General features: G+C 69.1%; 23 protein-coding genes and 1 pseudogene. 8 read left to right on the forward strand and 16 right to left on the reverse strand.

Going from position 1 to position 19,807, the window contains the following annotated elements:
* The 5 genes from narH to QYM41_RS15170 form a co-directional block, all read left to right on the forward strand.
* Positions 1-1,408, forward strand: a 1,408-nt coding sequence (narH, locus tag QYM41_RS15150; protein ID WP_368800627.1) for a nitrate reductase subunit beta, incomplete at its 5' end; no start/stop codon positions are given.
* Complete coding sequence (narJ, locus tag QYM41_RS15155) at positions 1,408-2,106, forward strand: nitrate reductase molybdenum cofactor assembly chaperone (RefSeq protein WP_368800628.1); 699 nt, start codon at positions 1,408-1,410, stop codon at positions 2,104-2,106. The genes narH and narJ, both read left to right, overlap by 1 nt.
* Entirely contained in the window at positions 2,103-2,936 is an 834-nt protein-coding gene (gene narI / locus QYM41_RS15160; protein ID WP_368800629.1) for a respiratory nitrate reductase subunit gamma, read from the forward strand. The genes narJ and narI overlap by 4 nt, the downstream gene beginning before the upstream one ends.
* A gap of 35 nt (positions 2,937-2,971) precedes the next feature.
* The gene (locus QYM41_RS15165) at positions 2,972-4,216 is read left to right on the forward strand and encodes an MFS transporter (RefSeq protein ID WP_368800630.1); all 1,245 of its coding nucleotides are present in this window, start codon (positions 2,972-2,974) and stop codon (positions 4,214-4,216) included.
* Between the two features lie 217 nt (positions 4,217-4,433).
* Positions 4,434-5,531, forward strand: coding sequence for a cytochrome P450 (locus QYM41_RS15170; RefSeq protein ID WP_368800631.1), 1,098 nt, complete (start codon positions 4,434-4,436; stop codon positions 5,529-5,531).
* A 118-nt stretch (positions 5,532-5,649) separates the two neighbouring features.
* On the opposite strand, the gene QYM41_RS15175 is transcribed toward QYM41_RS15170, so the two are convergent.
* From QYM41_RS15175 to QYM41_RS15200, 6 genes are all read right to left on the reverse strand, one after another.
* A complete protein-coding gene (locus tag QYM41_RS15175; RefSeq protein ID WP_017834492.1) occupies positions 5,650-5,844 on the reverse strand; it encodes a hypothetical protein in 195 nt (64 codons plus the stop codon).
* A gap of 151 nt (positions 5,845-5,995) precedes the next feature.
* On the reverse strand, positions 5,996-6,913 hold the full coding sequence (locus tag QYM41_RS15180) for an NADP-dependent oxidoreductase (protein WP_017834493.1): 918 nt from the start codon (positions 6,911-6,913) through the stop codon (positions 5,996-5,998).
* A gap of 44 nt (positions 6,914-6,957) precedes the next feature.
* Positions 6,958-7,386, reverse strand: coding sequence for a cupin domain-containing protein (locus QYM41_RS15185; protein ID WP_017834494.1), 429 nt, complete (start codon positions 7,384-7,386; stop codon positions 6,958-6,960).
* A gap of 114 nt (positions 7,387-7,500) precedes the next feature.
* Positions 7,501-9,429: a heavy metal translocating P-type ATPase gene (locus QYM41_RS15190; protein ID WP_368800632.1), complete on the reverse strand. Its 1,929-nt coding sequence runs from the start codon at positions 9,427-9,429 to the stop codon at positions 7,501-7,503.
* Positions 9,430-9,644: 215 nt separating this feature from the next.
* Positions 9,645-9,884, reverse strand: a complete 240-nt coding sequence (locus QYM41_RS15195; RefSeq protein ID WP_368800633.1) for a heavy-metal-associated domain-containing protein — start codon at positions 9,882-9,884, stop codon at positions 9,645-9,647.
* Positions 9,885-9,999: 115 nt separating this feature from the next.
* On the reverse strand, positions 10,000-10,824 hold the full coding sequence (locus tag QYM41_RS15200) for a Crp/Fnr family transcriptional regulator (protein ID WP_368800634.1): 825 nt from the start codon (positions 10,822-10,824) through the stop codon (positions 10,000-10,002).
* Positions 10,825-11,117: 293 nt separating this feature from the next.
* On the opposite strand from QYM41_RS15200, the gene QYM41_RS15205 reads away from it, so the two are divergent.
* Positions 11,118-11,606 (forward strand): hypothetical protein, encoded by a 489-nt coding sequence (locus QYM41_RS15205; protein WP_017834498.1) that lies wholly within the window; start codon positions 11,118-11,120, stop codon positions 11,604-11,606.
* Positions 11,607-11,704: 98 nt separating this feature from the next.
* On the opposite strand, the gene QYM41_RS15210 is transcribed toward QYM41_RS15205, so the two are convergent.
* Positions 11,705-12,103 carry a hypothetical protein gene (locus tag QYM41_RS15210; protein WP_017834499.1) on the reverse strand — a complete coding sequence of 133 codons (399 nt, stop codon included), beginning with the start codon at positions 12,101-12,103 and terminating at the stop codon, positions 11,705-11,707.
* 509 nt (positions 12,104-12,612) lie between these two features.
* The gene (locus tag QYM41_RS15215) at positions 12,613-13,098 is read right to left on the reverse strand and encodes a GNAT family N-acetyltransferase (protein WP_242630411.1); all 486 of its coding nucleotides are present in this window, start codon (positions 13,096-13,098) and stop codon (positions 12,613-12,615) included.
* Between the two features lie 62 nt (positions 13,099-13,160).
* Here QYM41_RS15215 and QYM41_RS15220 point away from each other — a divergent pair, with 62 nt between their 5' ends.
* Positions 13,161-13,313 (forward strand): tyrosine-type recombinase/integrase, encoded by a 153-nt coding sequence (locus QYM41_RS15220; RefSeq protein WP_242630412.1) that lies wholly within the window; start codon positions 13,161-13,163, stop codon positions 13,311-13,313.
* Between the two features lie 203 nt (positions 13,314-13,516).
* Positions 13,517-13,768 carry a hypothetical protein gene (locus tag QYM41_RS15225; protein ID WP_058874017.1) on the forward strand — a complete coding sequence of 84 codons (252 nt, stop codon included), beginning with the start codon at positions 13,517-13,519 and terminating at the stop codon, positions 13,766-13,768.
* Positions 13,769-14,056: 288 nt separating this feature from the next.
* On the opposite strand, the gene QYM41_RS15230 is transcribed toward QYM41_RS15225, so the two are convergent.
* The 8 genes and pseudogenes from QYM41_RS15230 to lspA all read right to left on the reverse strand — a co-directional run bounded on the left by QYM41_RS15230 (position 14,057) and on the right by lspA (position 19,301).
* Positions 14,057-14,593, reverse strand: coding sequence for a DinB family protein (locus QYM41_RS15230; protein ID WP_368800635.1), 537 nt, complete (start codon positions 14,591-14,593; stop codon positions 14,057-14,059).
* A 241-nt stretch (positions 14,594-14,834) separates the two neighbouring features.
* Positions 14,835-15,221: pseudogene (locus tag QYM41_RS15235) on the reverse strand (class I SAM-dependent methyltransferase); the annotation flags it as partial.
* A gap of 176 nt (positions 15,222-15,397) precedes the next feature.
* A complete protein-coding gene (locus QYM41_RS15240) occupies positions 15,398-16,003 on the reverse strand; it encodes a cadmium resistance transporter (RefSeq protein WP_368800636.1) in 606 nt (201 codons plus the stop codon).
* A 235-nt stretch (positions 16,004-16,238) separates the two neighbouring features.
* Positions 16,239-16,892, reverse strand: coding sequence for a cation diffusion facilitator family transporter (locus QYM41_RS15245; RefSeq protein ID WP_368800637.1), 654 nt, complete (start codon positions 16,890-16,892; stop codon positions 16,239-16,241).
* Positions 16,889-17,239 (reverse strand): ArsR/SmtB family transcription factor, encoded by a 351-nt coding sequence (locus tag QYM41_RS15250; protein WP_368800638.1) that lies wholly within the window; start codon positions 17,237-17,239, stop codon positions 16,889-16,891. The genes QYM41_RS15245 and QYM41_RS15250 overlap by 4 nt, the downstream gene beginning before the upstream one ends.
* A 151-nt stretch (positions 17,240-17,390) precedes the next feature.
* Positions 17,391-18,047: a vitamin K epoxide reductase family protein gene (locus QYM41_RS15255; RefSeq protein ID WP_368800639.1), complete on the reverse strand. Its 657-nt coding sequence runs from the start codon at positions 18,045-18,047 to the stop codon at positions 17,391-17,393.
* A 32-nt stretch (positions 18,048-18,079) separates the two neighbouring features.
* Positions 18,080-18,772: a DsbA family protein gene (locus QYM41_RS15260; protein ID WP_368800640.1), complete on the reverse strand. Its 693-nt coding sequence runs from the start codon at positions 18,770-18,772 to the stop codon at positions 18,080-18,082.
* 82 nt (positions 18,773-18,854) lie between these two features.
* Positions 18,855-19,301: a signal peptidase II gene (lspA, locus tag QYM41_RS17950; protein ID WP_438612605.1), complete on the reverse strand. Its 447-nt coding sequence runs from the start codon at positions 19,299-19,301 to the stop codon at positions 18,855-18,857.
* Positions 19,302-19,807 lie beyond the last annotated feature (506 nt).

Here is a 19,807-nt window from a genome sequence, read left to right on the forward strand (position 1 = left end):
GTTCGCCAGCCCCGTCCAGCCGGAGCTCAACGACTACTACGAGCCGTGGACCTACGACTACGAGACCCTGATCAACGCCCCGGCCGGCACCGACTTCCCGGTGGCCCGCCCCAAGTCCCTGATCACCGGCGACGACATGAAGATCGAGTGGTCAGCCAACTGGGACGACAACCTCGGTGGCGCCGCCGAGCTGGGGCACCTGGACCCGGTGGTGGAGAAGGTCCGGCGTGAGTCGGAGGAGAAGATCAAGTTCGAGTTCGAGCAGACCTTCGCCTTCTACCTCCCCCGGATCTGCGAGCACTGCCTGAACCCGTCCTGCATGGCCTCCTGCCCCTCGGGGGCGATCTACAAGCGCGTCGAGGACGGCATCGTGCTGGTGGACCAGGACCGCTGCCGCGGCTGGCGCCAGTGCATCACCGGCTGCCCGTACAAGAAGATGTACTACAACCACAAGTCCGGCAAGGCCGAGAAGTGCACCTTCTGCTACCCCCGCATCGAGGTGGGCATCCCTACCGTGTGCGCCGAGACCTGCGTGGGCCGGCTGCGCTACATTGGGATCTTCCTCTACGATGCCGACCGGGTCACCGAGGCCGCCGCGACCCCTGACGAACGAGACCTCTACGAGGCGCAGCTGGATCTGATGCTCGATCCGCACGACCCGGGCGTGATCGCGGCGGCCCGGGCCGAGGGCATCCCCGAGGACTGGCTGGAGGCGGCCCGGAAGTCCCCGGTCTACACGCTGGCCAAGGAGCTGCGCGTGGCTCTGCCTCTGCACCCGGAGTACCGCACCATGCCCATGGTCTGGTACGTCCCGCCGCTGTCGCCGGTCGTGGACCTGCTCAAGGACCAGGGCCACGACGGCGAGGACGCCTCCAATCTGTTCGGGGCCATCGAGTCCCTGCGCATCCCGGTGGAGTACCTCGCCGAGCTGTTCACGGCGGGAGACACGCAGATCGTCACCGACGTGCTGCGCAAGCTCGCCGCGATGCGCTCCTACATGCGCGACATCGCCCTGGGCGAGGCCCCCGAGGAGGCGATCGCGACGGCCGTGGGAATGACCGGGGCCGAGATCCAGAAGATGTACCGGCTCATGGCCATCGCCAAATACGAAGAGCGCTACGTCATCCCCTCGGCGCACCTGGAGGAGGCGCACAACCTGGAGGAGATCGGCTGCTCCCTCGACGTGGACGGTGGGCCCGGCATGGGCCAGACCGGGGTGTTCGGCGAGGCCTCCGGCACGCCGATGCCGGTGGCGGTGGAGAACTTCGCGGCGCTACAGGCGCGCCAGCGCGGTGCCGACCCCACCGGCAACGAGAACCTTGGGGGCCGGGTGAACCTGCTCAACTGGGACGGCCGCGGCACCCCGCAAGGGTTGTTCCCGCCCCGTGACGGAAACGGGGCCAGCTGATGGGCCTGCTGGAGAAGCTGCTCGGCAAGGCCGGCCCTGGCACGGTCGATCCCGGTGCGTACACCGACGACCGTCCCCGGCGCAGCGCGGTGGCCCGGCAGGCGGCCGCCGTCCTGCTGGGCTACCCGGACCAGGAGCTGCTGCAGATGCTGCCGACCCTGCACGCAGCGCTCCAGGAAGTCGGAGCGCCGGTCACGGAGGTCGAGGAACTGTTCGCCTGGTTCACCGCCCGGCCCCTGGAGCAGGTGCAGGCCGACTACGTCCAGGAGTTCGACCTCTCCCGACGGCACAGCCTGCACCTGACCTACTGGACCGACGGGGACACCCGACGCCGCGGGGAAGCCCTGGCGGCATTCAAGCAGGTCTACCGCTCCCACGGAGCCGAACTCGACGAGTCCGAGCTGCCGGACTACCTGCCTCTGGTGCTGGAGTTCACCGCCAAGGTCTCCCCGGCGGACGGCTACGAACTGCTGCAGCGCTACCGCCCGTCCCTGGAGCTGCTACGACTGTCGCTGCGCGACGACCACCTGCCCCACCGCGGCGCCGTCGCCCTCGTGTGCTCCACCCTGCCCGGGGTCTCCCCAGAGGACCGCGACGCCGTGATGCGCATGGCCGGCTACGGCCCACCCACCGAATCCGTGGGCCTTGACCCCTACGACCCCCGGCTGCTGCCCGTCACCGAAAGGAACAGCCCATGAACCCCATGGCCCCGGCCCTCCAGAACGTCGACGTGGGCGTGAGCAGCATCCTGCTGTGGGGCGTGCTCCCGTACGTGGTGCTGGCCATCGTCATCGGCGGCACCATCTGGCGGTACAAGTACGACCAGTTCGGCTGGACAACCCGTTCCTCCCAGCTCTACGAGTCCCGCATCCTGCGCATCGCCTCCCCGCTGTTCCACTTCGGGATCCTCGCGGTGCTGGCCGGACACATCATGGGCCTGTTCATCCCATCGTCCTGGACCGAGGCCGTGGGCATGACCGAGGGTATGTACCACTTCCTGGCCCTGAGCATCGGCACGATCGCCGGAGTCGGCACCCTGCTGGGCATCGTGCTGCTCGTGTGGCGCCGCCGCACCACCGGACCCGTGTTCATGGCCACCACCAAGAACGACAAGTTCATGTACGTCATGCTCCTGGCGGCCCTGCTCACCGGGCTGGCCACCACCGTCATCTCGGTACTCGACCACGGAGTCCCGGACTACCGGCAAACCGTATCTCCGTGGTTCCGCTCCATCTGGATCTTCCAGCCTGATGTGGCAGCCATGGCCGCGGCCGGGCCGTCCTTCAAGCTCCACGCGCTGTGGGCGATGGCCCTGTTCGCGATCTGGCCCTTCACCCGCCTGGTCCACGCCTTCACAGCACCGGTGCACTACCTCTTCCGCCCCTACATCGTCTACCGCTCCCGCGACCGTGGCTCCTCGTCCCACTTGGCACCCGTGCGCCGGGGCTGGGAACCCGTGGGCACCCAGGACCGCGTCCGCGGTACCACGAAGGCACCCACGGACCGAAGCCGCGCCGGCCGCCACTAACGTCGCACCCCGACCACCGACCGTACGAGGACGCCATGTCATCCACCTCCCCCACGAGCACTTCCGGTACCACCACCCCGGACCTCAAGGCCGGGCAGCTGCGCAACCTGATTCTCGCCACCCTCGCCTCAACGATCGGGTTCTGGGCCTGGACGATCGTGGGGCCGCTGTCGAAGCGCTATGCCCAGCAGATGGAACTCGACGCGACCCAGACCGCCGTGCTGGTGGCCATGCCGATCCTCGTCGGCGCCGTCTGCCGGGTACCCGTCGGCGCGCTGACCGACCGCTACGGCGGGCGGGTGATGTTCACCGTCATCCTGGGCCTCACCGCCCCGCTGGTGCTGCTCACCGGAATAGTGGGACAGCTGAACAACTTCGGGCTGCTCGTGGCCGTGGCGTTCTTCCTCGGCATCGCCGGCACTGTCTTCGCCATCGGCATCCCCTTCTGCTCAGCCTGGTACGAGTCCCACCGCAAAGGCTTCGCCACCGGTGTCTTCGGCGCCGGCATGGTCGGCACCGCCGTCTCAGCGTTCTTCACCCCCCGCCTGGTGGCCGGCATCGGCTACCTGGGCGCCCACATCACCATTGCCGTGCTCGTCGCCCTTACGGCGGTGGCCTGCTGGCTGCTGCTGCGCGACTCCCCGGTGCACGCCGCGAAGACACCCGAGCCGGTGCTGCCGAAGATCACCCACGCCTTCACCCTCCCGGTGACCTGGCAGCTGTGCTTCCTCTACGGGGTGGTCTTCGGCGCGTTCGTCGCCTTCTCCAACTACCTGCCGACCTACCTCGACAACGTCTACGGATTCGACGCCACCGCCGCCGGCACCCGCACCGCCGGATTCGCCCTGGCCGCCGTCATCGCCCGCCCGATCGGCGGGATCCTCGCCGACAAGATCGGCCCCAGGACCGTCACCCTGGCCTCCTTCGCCGGCACCGCCATGCTCGCCATGGTCGTGGCCTTCCAACCCGGTCAGGAACGCGTCTACGGCCCCACCTTCCTGCTCATGGCCCTCTTCCTCGGCCTGGGCACCGGCGGCGTCTTCGGCTGGGTCGGCCGAGCCGCCCCAGCCAAGGACGTCGGCACCATCGGCGGCATCATCGCCGCCGCCGGCGGCCTGGGCGGATACTTCCCACCCTTGGTCATGGGCGCCACCTACAACACCGAGAACAACAGCTACTTCGTGGGCCTGACCCTGCTGGCCGGCTTCGCGATCCTGTCCCTGCTGCTCGCCCTCACCGTACGCAACGGCGGAAAGATCGACGAACGAACCCACCCCTGAACACCACCACCAACTGCCCCCACCGCCGGCGCGGAGGTCCCCGCGCACCGCGCTGACGGCCACCCACGACAGGACACACATGACAGGCCATCCCCCAACCGATGACGCCATCCCCCACGCACCCCCGCTGGCCGGACCTGCCACGGCACCGGGACCGGCCACGGATCCCGTCCGGTCCGATTGGAACCCGCGGGGCCCGCAGGTCCGTCGCAACCCCGTGGCCGCCTACGACGAGCTGCGCTCACGCTGTCCCGTGGCCCGCGATGCCAGTGGTGCTTGGACGTTGTTCACCCACGCTGACGTCACCGCCGCCGCGCTGGACCACGAGAGCTTCTCCAACGCAGTCTCCCGCCACCTCCAGGTGCCCAACGGTCTTGACGGCCCTACCCACACGGCCTTCCGCGCCCTCGTGGAGCGGTTCTTCACCCCTGAGCGGATGAGCGCCCTGGAGCCGGTGGTGCAGCGGGTCGCCACCGACCTGGTGGGCCAGCTCGAGGTCCCCGGCCCGATCGACGCCGTGGCGGTCGGCTCCCGCTTCGCCGTGCGCGCACAGACGGCCTGGCTGGGGTGGCCTGCAGGCCTGGAGGAGGATCTGATGCAGTGGATGCAGGACAACCATGCCGCCACCCGCTCCCGGGACCGTTCCCGCACCACTGAGGTCGCCCAGCGCTTCGACGCCATCATCCGATCCTTGACCGACGTCCGCCGCGAGGCCGGCGACGGTGCGCCCGATGACGTGACCACTGAGCTTGTGCGTGCCCAGGTTGACGGGCGGGAGCTCAGCGACGATGAGATCGTCTCGATCCTGCGCAACTGGACCGGCGGTGACTTGGGGTCGATGGCGTTGTGTACCGGCGTGGTACTGACTTATCTGGCCGATCAACCCGAGTTGCAGGCCCGGCTGCGCTCGGGGGTGTCCGACCGGGAGTTCGACGCGATCCTCGACGAGATCCTGCGGATCGATGACCCGTTCGTCGCCAACCGCCGCATCACGACGGAACCCGTCACAGTCGGTGGTCGAGAGCTGGCCGCCGGCGACCGGGTGCTCCTGAACTGGACCGCCGCCAACCGCGATCCGCGGATCTTCGCTGACCCGGACGCGTTCGACCCGGTCGGCAACGCCCCGTACAACCTGGTGTACGGGATCGGCAAGCACGTGTGCCCCGGCAGGCCGCTGGCGACCCTCGAGCTGCGAGTACTGACCCGCGCCGCCCTGGCGGCGACGGCCGTGATCGAGCCCGATCCGGACCGGCCCCGGGAACGCGAGTTGTCGCCCGTGGGTGGGTTCGCCACCGCTCCGCTGCGCCTGCGGTGACACCCACCGCTCCGGCGGGAACACCGACCCCGTGTCGGGGTGGAGGAATCAGCCTCTCCCCGGCCGGGGCCGAGCACGCGTCGCTTGTCGGGACGCCCGAGCAGCCAACCCCTGGGGTTTAGTAGTTCTGGGGCGGGTCGGAGGCGGGGAAGGAATCGAGTCCCCACTGCTCGATCTTCGCTTCGTTCCGTTCGTACTGGGCGGCGGCTGTTTCCGCGTTCTTGATCAGCTGCTGGAGCTGGACGGTTTCGACGCTGGTGCGCGTCGCCGTGGCGATGCGGGGGCTCGTGGTCGGACTGGTCTTCTGGCACATGGGATGTTCCTTCTGTGGGCTGGATCCGCTCTCTCGCGCCCCGCCTCAAGATGAGTCGACAGGTGCCGGTGTGACGGCCCCCGTCAATGGGCTGGGGCCGCCACACCGGCGCCCTTGTTCTCACCGCATGAGGCTCCGGGCGTGCCCATGATCAGCACACGGGGGTGGGTTCGATGACGATCTTGCCGGTGGCGTGACCAGCCTCGACCTCGGCGATCGCCCGTCCTGCTTCTGCCAGGGGATAGCAGGCGGTGACGTGGGGATCGACGAGTCCGTATTCGATGACCTCGGTGATCTTTTCCATCGCCTCCTCGGTGCGTTCCAGTGCCGCCCCGCCCAGTTCTGTGGCGGTCGTGGCGTCGGCCGCCGAGATGATCCTGGCCGGATCGGTAACCAGGCCGGCGACCTCGCCCAGGGCCTCACCCCCGACGAGGTCGACGATAAGGTCCACCCCCTCGGGGGCGACCTCGCGGACGCGGTCAGCAGCTCCTTCCCCGGAGGGGACGAAGGTCGCCCCGGTGCATTCGACGATCTTGCGCTTGGACTGGCTGGCGACGCCGATGACGGTGAACTGGTGGACGCGCCCAATTTGGGCGGCCATCAGTCCCACCCCGCCGCCGGCGCCAAGAATCAGCAATCTCTGGCCGGGTTCGAGTTCGAACTGGTGGGTGGCGTCATAGGCGGTGGCCGCAGCCACCGGGATGGTGGCGGCGTCGGCGAAGGAGATCTCCTCGGGCTTGGCGACCGCCTCGGCCGCCCGCACGAGGGTGTGCTCGGCGAACCCGCCGTGACCCGGAGCGACGGGGCCGAGGATCTCGTCGCCGACCGCGAAACCCTTTACGCCTTCCCCGAGATCGGTCACGACGCCGGAGACCTCCCGGCCCATCGGGGCCGGCAACTCCCGGTCCCGCCCCAGTACCCCGGAGCGGATCTTCCAGTCGACAGGATTCACCCCGGCGGCCCGAACCTCCACGGCCAGCTCGCCCGGGCCAGGCTGCGGGGCGGGCCGATCGAGGAGCTGTTGGGTCTCAGGACCGCCGAAATCGGTGAACACGTAGACCGTGGACATCGTCTTCCTCGTTTCTTCTCTAGAGGGTGTGGATGAGTGCGGGCTCAACCGGTCGGGGGTTCGTCCCGGCCGGTGGCCTCGGCCGCGTCCGCCTCCTCCTTGGTGGCGTAGGCGGCCTCGGCGGCGTGCTCGGGCGGGCTGTAGACGGTGTAGAGCACCAGGGGCTCATCCCCGGTGTTGCGGAAGTTGTGCCGGGCCCCGGCCGGGACCGCGCACTGGTCACCGGCCTCGATCGGATGCGTGTGCCCGTTCAGGTCGGCTTCCCCGGTGCCGGCGACGAAGGTGAGGATCTGATCGGTGTGCTCGTGGACCTCCTCGCCGATCTCACCACCGGTAGGGATGGTCATGACAACGATCTGAGCGTGTTGGCCGGTCCACAGCACCTGGCGGAAGTCGGGGTTGCTGCCAGCGATGTCGGCGATGGTGAAGTGCTCAATGTTGCCCTCGATGATGAAGTGCTCTTGCGCGCTCATGATGCTCCTCCTGCAGTGATGGTGGTCTCTCCGCCCGGGGCCGGGCAGGACTGGTGGTGCGTTCCGCCCCGTGGCGGGCGGTCCTGGTGTGGGGCCGCCCGCCACGGTGGTGTCCTAGGACCGGGATGTCACCCGGTCTGTGGCCGGGGCGGCCGGTGTGGTGCCCGTCGCGGGGGTGGTGTCCTGGGCGCGGCGCAGCAGCCGCATGGCGTTGGCGATCACGACGAGCACAGAAGCCTCGTGGACGAGCATCCCGATCGACATCGTGACCCCGCCGGCGAAGACCCCGGCCAACAACAGCACCACGGTGATCAGGGCGACGGTGATGTTCTGATGCATCACGGCCACGGTGCGCTTGGCCAGCCCGATCGCTTCGGGCAGCTTCAGCAGGTTGTCGCCCATCAGCGCGATGTCGGCGGTCTCCACGGCCACAGCCGAGCCGGCCGCGCCCATGGCCGCGCCGATGTCCGCGGTGGCCAGGGCGGGGGCGTCATTGACGCCATCGCCGACCATCACCACCAAGTGGCCCTCCCGCTGCAGCGCCGCGACCGCCTCGAGCTTGTCCTCGGGCAGCAACCCGGCGCGGATCTCGTCCACCCCGGTGACCTTCCCGATGGCCTGAGCCACCAACGGGGCGTCACCGGTGAGCATGACGACCTTCTCCACCCCGGCCTCGTGGAGCCGGGACACCATCTCGGCCGCGTCGGCCCTCACCTGGTCGGCCACGGCGATGACACCGATCACGGCATTGTCGACGGCCACGATCATGGGTGTCCGCCCAGCCGCGGCGAGCTTCTGGGCCGCAGCTGCAGCCTTCGGGTCGGTGATGCCGTACTGCTCCAGCAACGCGGCGTTGCCGATCAGCACCCGCACCCCGTCAGTGGTCGACACGATGCCCTTGCCCGGGACTGGGTCGACCGCCTCGGGGACCACGGAGGCGCCCACGCCCTCGGCCGCAGCGGCGTCGAGGATCGGGCGGGCCAGGGGGTGCTCGGAGCCGGCCTCCGCGGCCGCGGCCCAGCCCAGCACGCCCGCGCGGTCCAGCGCCGGGTCCAGGACGACCACGTCGGTCAGCTGCGGGCGGCCCTCGGTGAGCGTGCCGGTCTTGTCGACGGCGACGGCGGTGATCTTCGCGGAGGTCTCCAGGAACTCCCCGCCCTTGATCAGGATGCCGTTGCGGGCCGCGCGGCCGATGCCAGCCACGATGGCGACCGGGATGGAGATCACCAGGGCTCCGGGGCAGCCGATGACCAGCAGGGTCAGGGCGAGCACCACGTCCCCGGTGATCAACCCGGCCACCAGGGCCAGGACCATGATCGCCGGGGTGTACCAGGTGGAGAACCGGTCGATGAACGCCTGGGTGGCCGCCTTGGCGTCCTGGGCTTCCTCCACCCGGTGGATGATCCGGGCCAAGGTGGTGTCGGCGCCAATGCCGGTGGCCAGCACCTGCAGGAACCCGCCGCGGGAGACGGTCCCGGCGAAGACCTGGTCGCTCTTGGTCTTCTCCACCGGGATGGACTCCCCGGTGATGGAGGCCTCGTCCACGGCACCGGTGCCGGCCACGACCTGGCCGTCGACGGGAACCTTGGCGCCGTTCTTGACCAGCACGACCTCGCCCATCGCCACGTCCGCGGCCGGAACCTCGACCTGCTCCCCGTCACGCAGGACCACGGCGGTGTCCGGGGCGACCGCGACGAGCTCGGCCAGCGCCGAGCGGGTCTTGTTCAGGGTGGCCGACTCCAGGGCGTGGCCGACAGCGAAGAGGAAGGTCACCGCGGCGGCCTCCCAGTAGTTGCCGATGATGACCGCCCCGATGGCGGCGACCGCCACCAGCAGGTCGATCCCGACCGTACGAGCGACCAGCGCCCGGGCAGCCTTGACCACGATGTTGTAGCCGGCAACCACGGCCGCAGCGATCATCAGCACATCCGCCCACCGGACCGAGCCGATGACATTGGAGGCCGCGAACGAGGCGAGGATCAGCGCCCCCGCAACCGCGGGGATCGCCCACCGGCCGTACATCCAGCTCTGCACCCTGTTCATGGTGTCCGTCCTTTCCGAGGACTCCTACACCCCCGATGGGGGGCTTGTTCACGACGCTACGCAGAACCCACAGACCAGAACATGACGGGGGTCAATCAACCGCGAACCGCTGAGAAGACCCGCCACGACTCAGTGATGCGGACACAGCGAAAGCGCCGCTGCCGGGCCTCCTGGGAAGGTCGCGGCAGCGGCGCGGGCCGTGGTGATGGACCAGCTCAGAAGACGGCAGGGCGGGCGGTGTAGCCGACCTTGGCAACAGCGGCGACGATCTCCTCCACACTCACGAGGGCAGGGTCGTGGTCGACCTCGATGCGGGCCGAGGCGAAGTGGACCTTCACCGCGTCGACGCCCTTCAGACGCCCGACGCGCTTCTCGATCTTGGCCACGCAGGAGGGGCAGGAGAAGCCCTCGGCGCGCAGGACCGTGTGAGTGGTGGTGGCTGTGGTGGTGGTCATGGTGGTGGTTCCTCTCCCTGTTGTGGAGTACTCACCTCATCGGGTGTGTCTCCAACCTACGAAGGACCGGGTCCTCGGACCATGACGGGCGTCAATCAACCGCGAAGCTCGGGGGTCAGGCCTCCGCTCCGGCGATCTCCGCCAGCCAGCGCGGGTCACGCACGGCAGTCCAGCGGCGGCCGGCGTCGATGACACCGTCCTTGCGCCACCGGCTCATCACCCGGGAGACGGACTCCGGGGTTGACCCGGTCATCCCCGCCAGATCCGCCCGCGACAGCGGCAGCTCGATCAAGGTCCCGCCCTCGCGGGCGGGCTCCCCGAACTTCTCCGCCAGGCGCAGCAGGACCGCCGCCAGTCGCTCGGCCACGGTGGCCGTGGACTGCCGGGTGACGTCGGTGCGGGCCTGGGCGAGCAGCGCTGTGGTGTCCTCGAGCACCCGCAGCCCCACCTCTGGGTGCTCGCCGAGGATCTGGCGGAACGCGTCGTCGCCGATCCGCAGGGCGCACACGGTGGTCAAAGCCTCGACAGTCTCGGCGTAGGCTTCCTGGCCGAGGGTGCGCAGCCCGCCGAACAGGTCGCCCGGCCCCAGTAGCTCCACCACGACCTCTTGCCCATTCGGGGCGGTCCGGTAAGCCTTGGCCCGTCCCGCGGCTACGAGGTAGAGGTGCTCAGCCGGTGCGCCCTCGACGTGGAGCGCGTCCCCCTCAGCCCAGGACAGGGAGGTCATCCTCCGGTCGATGTCGGCCAGTTGCTCCTCGACCAGCCCGGCGAACATCGGTGTCCGGGACAGCACCTGCATCCGCACCGGCGCCGGACAGACGTGGGGCTGCGCGCAGGTCGACCGCAACGGGATCCGCCGCCGAGCAGACACCGGGGTAGCATCCGGGGACATCCGCGCCGGCGACCCCTGCAGGCCCTCGGCGTGCGAGGAGGTGCTCATGCTGTTCCCTTCAGGCCAGGTAGGGGAAACGGCACCAGGTACGGGGCGCCCACCTGGTCACCGGATCGCGTCGTTCGAATTCCACCGTACTCCCACAGCATTCGGCCCCGGCCCCGCGTCCCGCTTTCACGGACCCCGGCCCGCATCAGCAACATGGCTTCTTCCCCCAGACCTTCTCCAATGGGGGTGCATCTCACAGACACCACCAATGCGCGCAGAGCTTTCCCCGCTGACGTGTCGCTGGCGCCCGTTCGGCGTGGCGCGCGGGGAGTCCTGCAGCTTCCAGGAGGAGCGTGGACGCTGTGAACACCTCACGTCCCGAATCGACTCCTCCAGCCCATCAGCAGCGGAAGCCGCCCCGGGACTTCGCCGCCGTCCTGCCGCTGTTGGTGGGCTCGGCTGTGGGCGCGGCCGGGGGCAGCACCTTCGTGCTGGCCAACGCCTCCGCACTGGTCCCACCGCGGCCCGGACTGACCCTGGTTGCCTGGGGCGTGCTCGCGCTCGGATGGTTGGCCGCGACACTGCTGCACCGGCACGACCCCGCCGTAGCACGGCCGCGCCGGCATGCCCTGACGATTTACGTGACGAGTGTGGTGGCGACGCTGGTGCTGATCCCACTCGCCACCACGGCCTTCGGCACCCTCGAGGCAGAGCCCCTGCGTCCCGCGGCCATCGCCGCGGCGGTGGGTCTTTTCGTCACTCCCACGGCAGGGCCCGCAGCCGCAGTGCTGGCCGGGTTGACGATGCTGGCCTCGATCACGCTCTACAACCTCCGTCACTAGCCAGCACTCCACGGCCCGGAAAGCAACCCACAGTGCATCAGACCCGCCGGGTTCGGCGTGAGGTCGTTGCACGGAGGCTGGACTATGGACGAGGAGGTTCAGGAGGTGTCTCCGTCGACGGGTTCGACCTTAGGGTCCGTTGCCGGGGTGCAGCGAGTATGTGGGGGCAGTGCTGCGCTCAGGTGCGGGGCGATGTGTGCCAGGTGGGCGAGATAGCCGTGGGCGTCCAGCTCGGTCAACGCGAGGCGAACCTGGGCCTTGGCCGTGCTGGCGCGGGCGGCGAGCTCGGCCAGCGCCAGGGTGTGCTCGGGGCGGGTGCGGGCCACCGCGCGCAGCACCCGACGGGCCTCCGGGCTCAGCCGGGAGTCGGCGCTTGCCTGGTGGATCAGGGCCTCCAGGGCCGGGCGCAGGGCGGCAAAGGCCGCCGCCCGGGACAGCGGATCGGCCACGGGAGTCGCCCAGTTGGCGTGCGCTGCGGCAGGGTGGGCATCGTTCATGCGGGCCTCCTCAACCGGGGCAGCTACCTGCGAATGGACGATGTGCTGCCACAGGGACGGAGGGACGGTCATGAGTGCCGTAAGGGGCCGCCAGCCCGACGGCAGAAGCGTCGCCCCCCGACGACGGAGCCCAAGGCCCCAGCTCTTCTGCCGCCAGGACGGCGGCTATTCGACCGGTCTGGAATGGGCCAGCCCCCCGGCTGCGCCCTCTGACACGGTCCACACTAGGTGGCCCAGCCCCCCGACTGAGCACCGTGCGCGATACCCCAACCGTACCGACCGGTAAGGAAAAGATCGACTTTCATAATGTCCCCACTTCCGCCGGTGAGACGCCCCGCCGTGCTGACGAGGCGGTCCGGGGCCGGGTTGTCCGCCCAGAGGCGGTTTCCGCCGGCGCGTACGGCAGGCTGGAATTGCTGGGCCCCCCGGTCCTGCGGACACCGACTCCGACCGCATCGGCTAAGCCTTCCCCTGGGGATGCCGTCTGCGTGGTGCTGGCCCGGTGCCTGTTATGGGTTCCAGGCCATGACGCCATCGGCTGCACGTCCGGGGACGTCGACGAAGCCCTCCGCCGCATAGAGCTTCTTGGCGTAGTTGTCGGCCTCCACCGACAGGCTGAGCCGGGGCACCCCTCGAGCTCGCGCGTCGTCCTGCACCCGGCGCAGGAGCGCCCTGCCCACTCCCCGGCCACGCCAGTCGCCCCGCACCCACAGGCTCACTTCCGGGGTGTCCTCGGCGAGGAATCCGTAACCAGGATCATCCGGGGGCAGGAATTGGGCCCAGACAACGCCGATGGCGCCCTTACCGACTTCGGCCACCCAACCGAAGTCGCCGCGCTGGGGATCAACGACCGTGTAGTGGGCGAACTCCGACCGCGTGCGCACATCGGCCGCTATGAACCGCTGCCCGCACCAGTTGAGGTTCCCGAGCGTGGCCGCGGCCAGCAACGCGTTCTCCGCTGCCATCAACGGTCGCAAGGAGAAGTCATGGAGCACGGGGTCATCGTATGGCCGCAACCAGATGCCGAACCTCAACTGCATCATCATTCCCGCGGGCAATGTCCGGTAGCACCGCAGCCACCCTGATGCTCACCGAAGGCTGGGACGTGAAGGTCGTTGCCCAGCTGCTGGGTCACGCTTCGGTGACCACCACCTCCAAGTACCTCGACGAACTGCCCGGACAGCTGAGGTGGCGGTCAACGCCCTCCTGACTCCGGTGGATCCGTAGGAGTTCGCTGCACCGTTGCCGTGGGGCGTGTGCTGCCCCCGAGAGCTTCATGGGAGTTAGCACATGAGATAAAGCCTTGAATAGCCATTCGAGTGTGATGTTGCTTACTATGTCTCCACCATTCGCGGAGCTGCTCGTGGGAGCAACTCCGGCTCCCTTGGGCGATCGTTGTTCTGAGGGAGTCTGATGTCTATCACCTTTGAGCCCGTGCCCCTGACGGATCGACGGCTCTTCGAGGCCCGGGTCAGTGAAGCCGCGGTCGCCCTGCACCACGAGGGCCACGATCCGGAGAGGATCTGCCAGGAAGCGGCGCGGATTGGTCAGCGGTACCCCTGGGTGGACGCCCGCACGGTGGCCAATGCCCTGGTGGACGCCTTGGGCCCGGGATGGGGCGCCATCTACCTGCATTGGCTGTGGGGCCAGGACGACGACTCCTGACCCATTGCTCCTCGGTAACAGCACCCTGTGGAGAGCGTGCAAGCACGGCCAGCACGCCCATCAGGACAGGACCTGCCCCCGCACGGGCCAACCCCACAGGCAATGTCGTTCTCGTGGAGCGGCTGATAACCGGCCATATGTAAAGCGGAGGGATGGATTTCCAGTTCACCCCTTGCTCATAGCCCCATCAGCATCAGCATGGTCGATCTTGACGTGGCGACCCGCCCAGAACGCAGGACGCCGTTCAGGCCATCCTGACCGCAATACCGAGCTCATGAGGGGGCCTCTTCATGATGGCCGGCCGATGGTCAGCTGCTGTCGGTGGTGGTCGTAGTGCTGGGTGCCGTAGTGGTAGATCTCGGCCAGGCTCATCCAGTCCCGGAAGTACGGGTCCCAGGACACGGGCATGTGCATCCCGCGGGCCAGTGCGGCCGCGGGCTCGGCCTCGAGCTGGGCCTGCAGCACGTCGAGGGTGCGGTCGAACCACCGGATGAGCCGCGGGCCGTGGATCACCCGCGCGGCCCCACGGTCGCTCTGGTAGTTGATGGTGTGGAAGGGCCTGGTGCCGGCCTCCAGGACCCTGGCGAAGGTGCGGCTGACCGGTTTGGGAAGCCGGCCCATCAGACGCACCAGGGGCAGCAGGCGCCGGACGACCAGGTAGCCGAAGAACATGTGGAACAGCAGCTGGCCGTTGGTCCAGCGGGTGCCGGCCGAGGGGCGGCGCAGATCCGCCGGGCTCGCCGCGGCTACGAGGGTGTGGAAGTCGACCCGGACCCGCTCCAGTTCCTCCTGGATTGCTTGGCGGGTGAGGGGCGCGCTGTTCACCGGGTCCTCCTTTGCGTGTTGTCGTTGTCGGGAGGGGCCTGCGTGCTGGTGGGCTTCTGGGCGATAAAGCGCAACACTCGACCCCCGAAGGACTCGCGCAGGTGCACCGGCTCCAGGCCGGCTCGTCGGAGGGCTGGTTCGAAGGCCCCGGCTCGATGAGCCGGTGGGGGGATCGGTCGACCCGGTGCGCCCAGGAAGCGGCACGGGAGGCGAGCAGGTCGTATCCCACGAAGGCCCCACCCGGTCGCAGGACCCGGGCGACCTCAGTCACCGTGCGTTCCCACTCGATGACGTGGTGGAGCATCAGGAAGCTCACAACCGTGTCGAACGACGCGTCCTCGAAGGGCAACCGGGTGGCATCGGCCTGACGCACCTCGGCCAGGGGGAATCCGTTAAGGCGTTGCTGGGCGGCCTCGACCATCACCGGGTCGGCATCGGTGGTGGTGAGTCGCACCTGGGGGTGGGACCGGGCGAGGGCGGCGGCCATGGCGGCGCTGCCCCCGCCGATCTCCAGCACGTCTCCGGTGAGGGGGAAACTTTGGGTCGCCCAGGGAACCATCCGCCGGGCCACCAGACCCCACGGCGCGCTGCGGCAGAAGGAGGCCTCCAGGGCCGACATCTTCGGCATGGTCTCCACCTCTCGGGGCACCTGCGGGGTTTCCGCCGAGCCTAGCTCGCCGACCGACAGCAGTGAACCGTCCGAGCGGGAGCCCGCGCACCCTCCCTCACCGGTCGCCCTGCCCGGGCGCTGCTTCCAGAAATCCCCGGGGCACACCACGCGGCTGAGGCCGGCTGATCGGTGACCTACAGGCCGAAGGCGCCGCCCTCGAGGAGGATGACCACACCCAGGCCGATCAGCACGATGGGGAAGAGGATGTGCTCCCAGCGTTCCAAGACCTCGGCGATGGGTTTGCGGGTAGCGACGTACTTGGCGATGGCCACCAGCACCGCCACCATGGCCAGGAAGGCGATGCAGTAGGCCACCATCGCGCCCGGGCCCACGGTGACGAACACGGGGACGTAGACCCCGATGTTGTCCCCTCCGTTGGCGAAGGTGACTGCCGCGACGGTCCAGATGCTGACCTGTTTGCCGGCGACCTTCTCCTCGTCATCATCATCGTCGTCGTCGCTGCGCCAGACCTTCCATGCGGCGTGCAGGCCCAGCACCAGAGGAATGAGTCCGAAGTAGGGGATCGCCTCCGGGGGCAGGAAGCTGCTGGCCCCCAGGGTCACCAGCACGGAGGCCACCAGGATGCCGCCGAAGCCCACGTACTGACCGATGCCGATCTTGGCGGTGGTGCCGCGGGCACCGGCCCCACGGGAGAAGAACAGGGACAGCACGATGATGTCGTCGATGTTGGTGGCCGCGAACAGGCCGATCGCCTGCAGCACGGGAGCGAGCAGTTCCATGGCGTCTCTTTCCTTCGGGTATGGGGTAGGCCAGCGGTGCGGCCAAGGGGCACCCGTGGCATTGGGGGGCGGGTGAAAGGGGGGAGGGGCCCTGCCTTCGGCAAGGCCCCTCCGTGGGCGGCCAGTCCGGGATCAGTAGCCGGCGGTGTCGAGGTCCTCGAGCGGACGATCGCGGTGATCGCGGCCGCCGGACTCGTGCCCGGCGATCACTGTCCCGGCCGGGGCGAGGTGCTGGTCAGTCGTCATCGTCGTCGTCCTCGACGAGCTCACCTTCCCAGGCTTCCTTGCCTTCCATGATCGCGAAGGCGGCGATGACGAACCCGGCCACCGGGTCCACCCAGGCCGCGCCGGTCAGCGCGAAGATGATCAGCCCGGCCAAGGTGGAGATCGACAGCAGCACGCAGATCCTGGTCTCTGCGGCATCAGCGAGGATGAGGTTGTCACCCAGGGCGGTGCCGACCTTCTTCTTGGCCGCGGCCAGCACCGGCATGATGATCAGCGAGGCCACCAGGATGATGATGCTCACCGGGGAGGACTCCGGGGTCTCCCCTTCGATCAGGGAGCGGATGCCCTCAAAGGTGACGTAGGCGGCGAGGATGAAGAAGGTCACCGCCACCAGGCGCAGGGTGATCTTCTCCTTGCGCTCATCGGTCTCGCCGTGGCGCAGTCGGGCGGAGAGGCGCAGGGCCACCAGTACGGCGGCGATGGACTCGATGCCCGAGTCGATGCCGAAGCCGACCACCGAAACCAGCCCGGCCATCAGACCGGCGGTGACGGCGACGATGCCTTCGATGACGTTGTAGCCGACGGTGAACTGGGCCAGGCGCAGCCCGCGGCGAGTCAGGGCTTCGGTCTCCGTAGGAGACAGGGTGGTGGTGGGGTTGCTCATCGGTCTTCTTCCGTGGTGGTGCCGTAGGTGGGGCAGAGGGCGACCTTCGACCCGGTGGCCGCCAGCAGCGTCTCGGCGGTGGCCAGCAGATCCAGCAGCTCCGGGCGGGCCAAGGCGTAGAAGGTCTGGCGCCCCTCGGTGCGCCCGACCACCAGCCCGCACTCGCGCAGGCAAGCCATGTGCGCGGAGACGGTGGACTGGGCCAGACCGGTCCCCTCCACCAGGTCCCGGACCCGCGCCTCCCCGGAAGCCAGGCGGGCCGCGATGGTCAGACGGGTGGGGTCGGACAGGGAGTGGAACAGGGCCACAGCCGGAGACAGCGTGGTCGCACAACTGCTGTTCGTCATGAATCGATGCTATCGCTTAACAACGATTGATCGTCTCCTGACGATGTGATGTTGCTCGCCTGCCGGTGCCCGCGCCTCTGAACCGGCACAGGCCACGGCCCCGGGACTCCTCGCTGAGGGGCGCCGGGGCCGAGGTCGCTCAGTGGGGAGGTCAGAGGCCGGTGAAGGCAGAAAAGAAGCGGAAGAACACCGAGGCGGCCACCGCGACGTAGGTGATGGACACCAGGGTCCAGGCCCAGTCGGCGGCGAAGCGCACCAGCCCCGCCGGGGCGGGGATCACGCCGTGGGCGAGGTTGCGGACGGTGAGCAGGATGGTCAGCGGGATCATCGCCGCCCACACGATCATGCAGTACAGGCACAGGATGTAGATGGAGAACAGCGCCTGGGACCACAGCCAGACCACGAACACTGCCCCGGCGGTGACCCCGACCTGCAGGCCGGCCCAGTACCAGCGCCCGAACCGCGCCCCGGAGAGGGCCGCCATGGCGGTGGTGATGACCACGGCGAAGGCGACGATGCCGATCAGCGGGTTGGGGAAGCCCAACAGTTCCGACTGCCAGGTGCCCATGACCTGCCCGCAGGACACCCAGGGGTTGATGTCGCAGCTGGTGACATGCCCCGGGTCGCGGTAGAGGGTCAGGCGCTCGAGCACCAGGATCCCTGAGGCGATCCAGCCGATCACCCCGGTCACCAGCAGCAGGATCGCGAAGGGGCGGTGACGGGCGAAGGCGGGCAGGTGAGTCTCGGTCGCGGACTCCGGGATCGGCTCGGAGGCCCGGGAACGATCGACGGTTCCAGATGTGGTCATGGCAGGGTCTCTCCGGACGTGAGGGGCGGGGGTCAGTCGGTGGCGGCGGCCTCGACCGCGGCCCGGAACTGCTCCAGGGACTCCGGGTTGAGGACTTCGCCGTCGAGGAAGAACGTCGGGGTCCCGCCCACGCCCAGCGCCTCACCGTCGGCCACATCGAGCCGGACTCGTTCGGTCGTGGCGGGGTCGGCCACTGCGGCATCAAAGGCGGCCAGGTCCAGGCCCAGGTCTTCGGCGAAGCCGCGGAAGACCGCGCTCTTGTCCTGCCCCGATTCCCCCCACTCGGTCTGGGTCTCGTACATGCGCTGGTACATCGCCTCGTACTGTCCCTGCTGGGCGGCGGCCTCCACGGCCAGGGCGGCGTTGACGGAGTTGCGGTGCCCGGGCAGGGGGAAGTAGCGGTGGACGAAGGTGACGGTGTCGGCGTACTCGGCGCGCAGGTCCTCGATGAAGGGGTAGGCGGCCCGGCAGGACTCGCACTCGTAGTCCAGGAACTCCACCAGCACGGCCTGTTCGTCCGGGGCCTTCGAGAGCACCCGGCTGTTCTCGCGCACCACCTGCCCGGCGTCTTCCGGAGCGGCTGCGGTGGAGGACCCGCGGGCGACCAGGAAGGCGATGATCCCGGCTGTCACCACAGCGGCCAGGATCGTCCAGACGACGAGCTTGGACCTTGTCGAGGATCTCTTCGGCGAGGTGGTCGTGGGAATGTCGGTGGGGGTGCTCACGCAGGATCCCTTCGGTGGCAGGTGGGTGCGCCGATGGCGCTGGGGCGGAGGCGGAACGGGGAGGGGGCGGTGGCCCCGGGGGCTATTCCTCGGGGGTGGGGTGGGGATCCGAGTGCACGAACGTGCCCACCATCAGCAGGGCCACCCCGGTGGTGACGAAGACGTCGGCCAGGTTGAAGGTCGGGAACCAGCTGGTGTGCAGGTAGTCCACCACCCCGTTGCCGTCGAGGCGGTCGAGGAAGTTCCCGGCCGCACCCCCGAGCATCAGGACCGCCCCGGCCCGCACGAGCCGGGTCATGGTGGCGGCTGTGGACAGCAGATACCAGGTCAAGCCGGCGATGATGAGCCCGGTGGCGGCGATGATGACCCATGACGGGAAGGCGGCGCCCAGGCTGAAGGCCACCCCGGGGTTGTAATACAGCCGCAGATTGAGCAGTCCCAAATCCACTGTCGCTCCCCCGGACAGCCCGGCCACAGCGGCGGCCTTCACTCCCAGATCAGCTCCGGCCAGAAGAAGCGCCCCCACCACCAACGCGACCCGAGGGCGGCGGGTCGACCCGGGGCGGTGCTGCTTCGAGGCCGCCGGTGTGCCGGCCGGGGAAAGGCCCGAGGGGCCGCCGCGGGTAGGGCGCATCAGTGGGTCTCCTCCATCGGTGGGGCCGGGGGTGCAGGGGCGGATCATGCAGCCTTGGGGTCCCCGGGCATCGTAGACACCGCAGCTGGGGCGCACCCGGGAGTGCGCCGGCGCCCCCGGGGTGTTGCGGCTGGGCGGGGCGCGCAGGCAAGACCCGTCCAGCAGAGACGGTGCCCGCCCCGCCCCGGTCATCGCCTCGGGGCGATATTAGCGCAATAATCGATCACGGCCGTTGGCTCGCTGTCCGGGCCGGCGCCCGCCCAGACCAGGTCCTCGGGCGAGCCCACGGCCATGGGACCTCCACGCAGACCCAGGACACGGCATGCCACCACACATTCTCCGCCTGTTGCTCGATGCCCGCGCGGCCCGACGAGGCGGCGCTGAGGGCCTTGCCCGTCGGC

The sequence above is a fragment of the Kocuria oxytropis genome (assembly GCF_040981195.1).
In the GTDB taxonomy this organism is placed as follows: Bacteria; Actinomycetota; Actinomycetes; order Actinomycetales; family Micrococcaceae; genus Kocuria; species Kocuria oxytropis.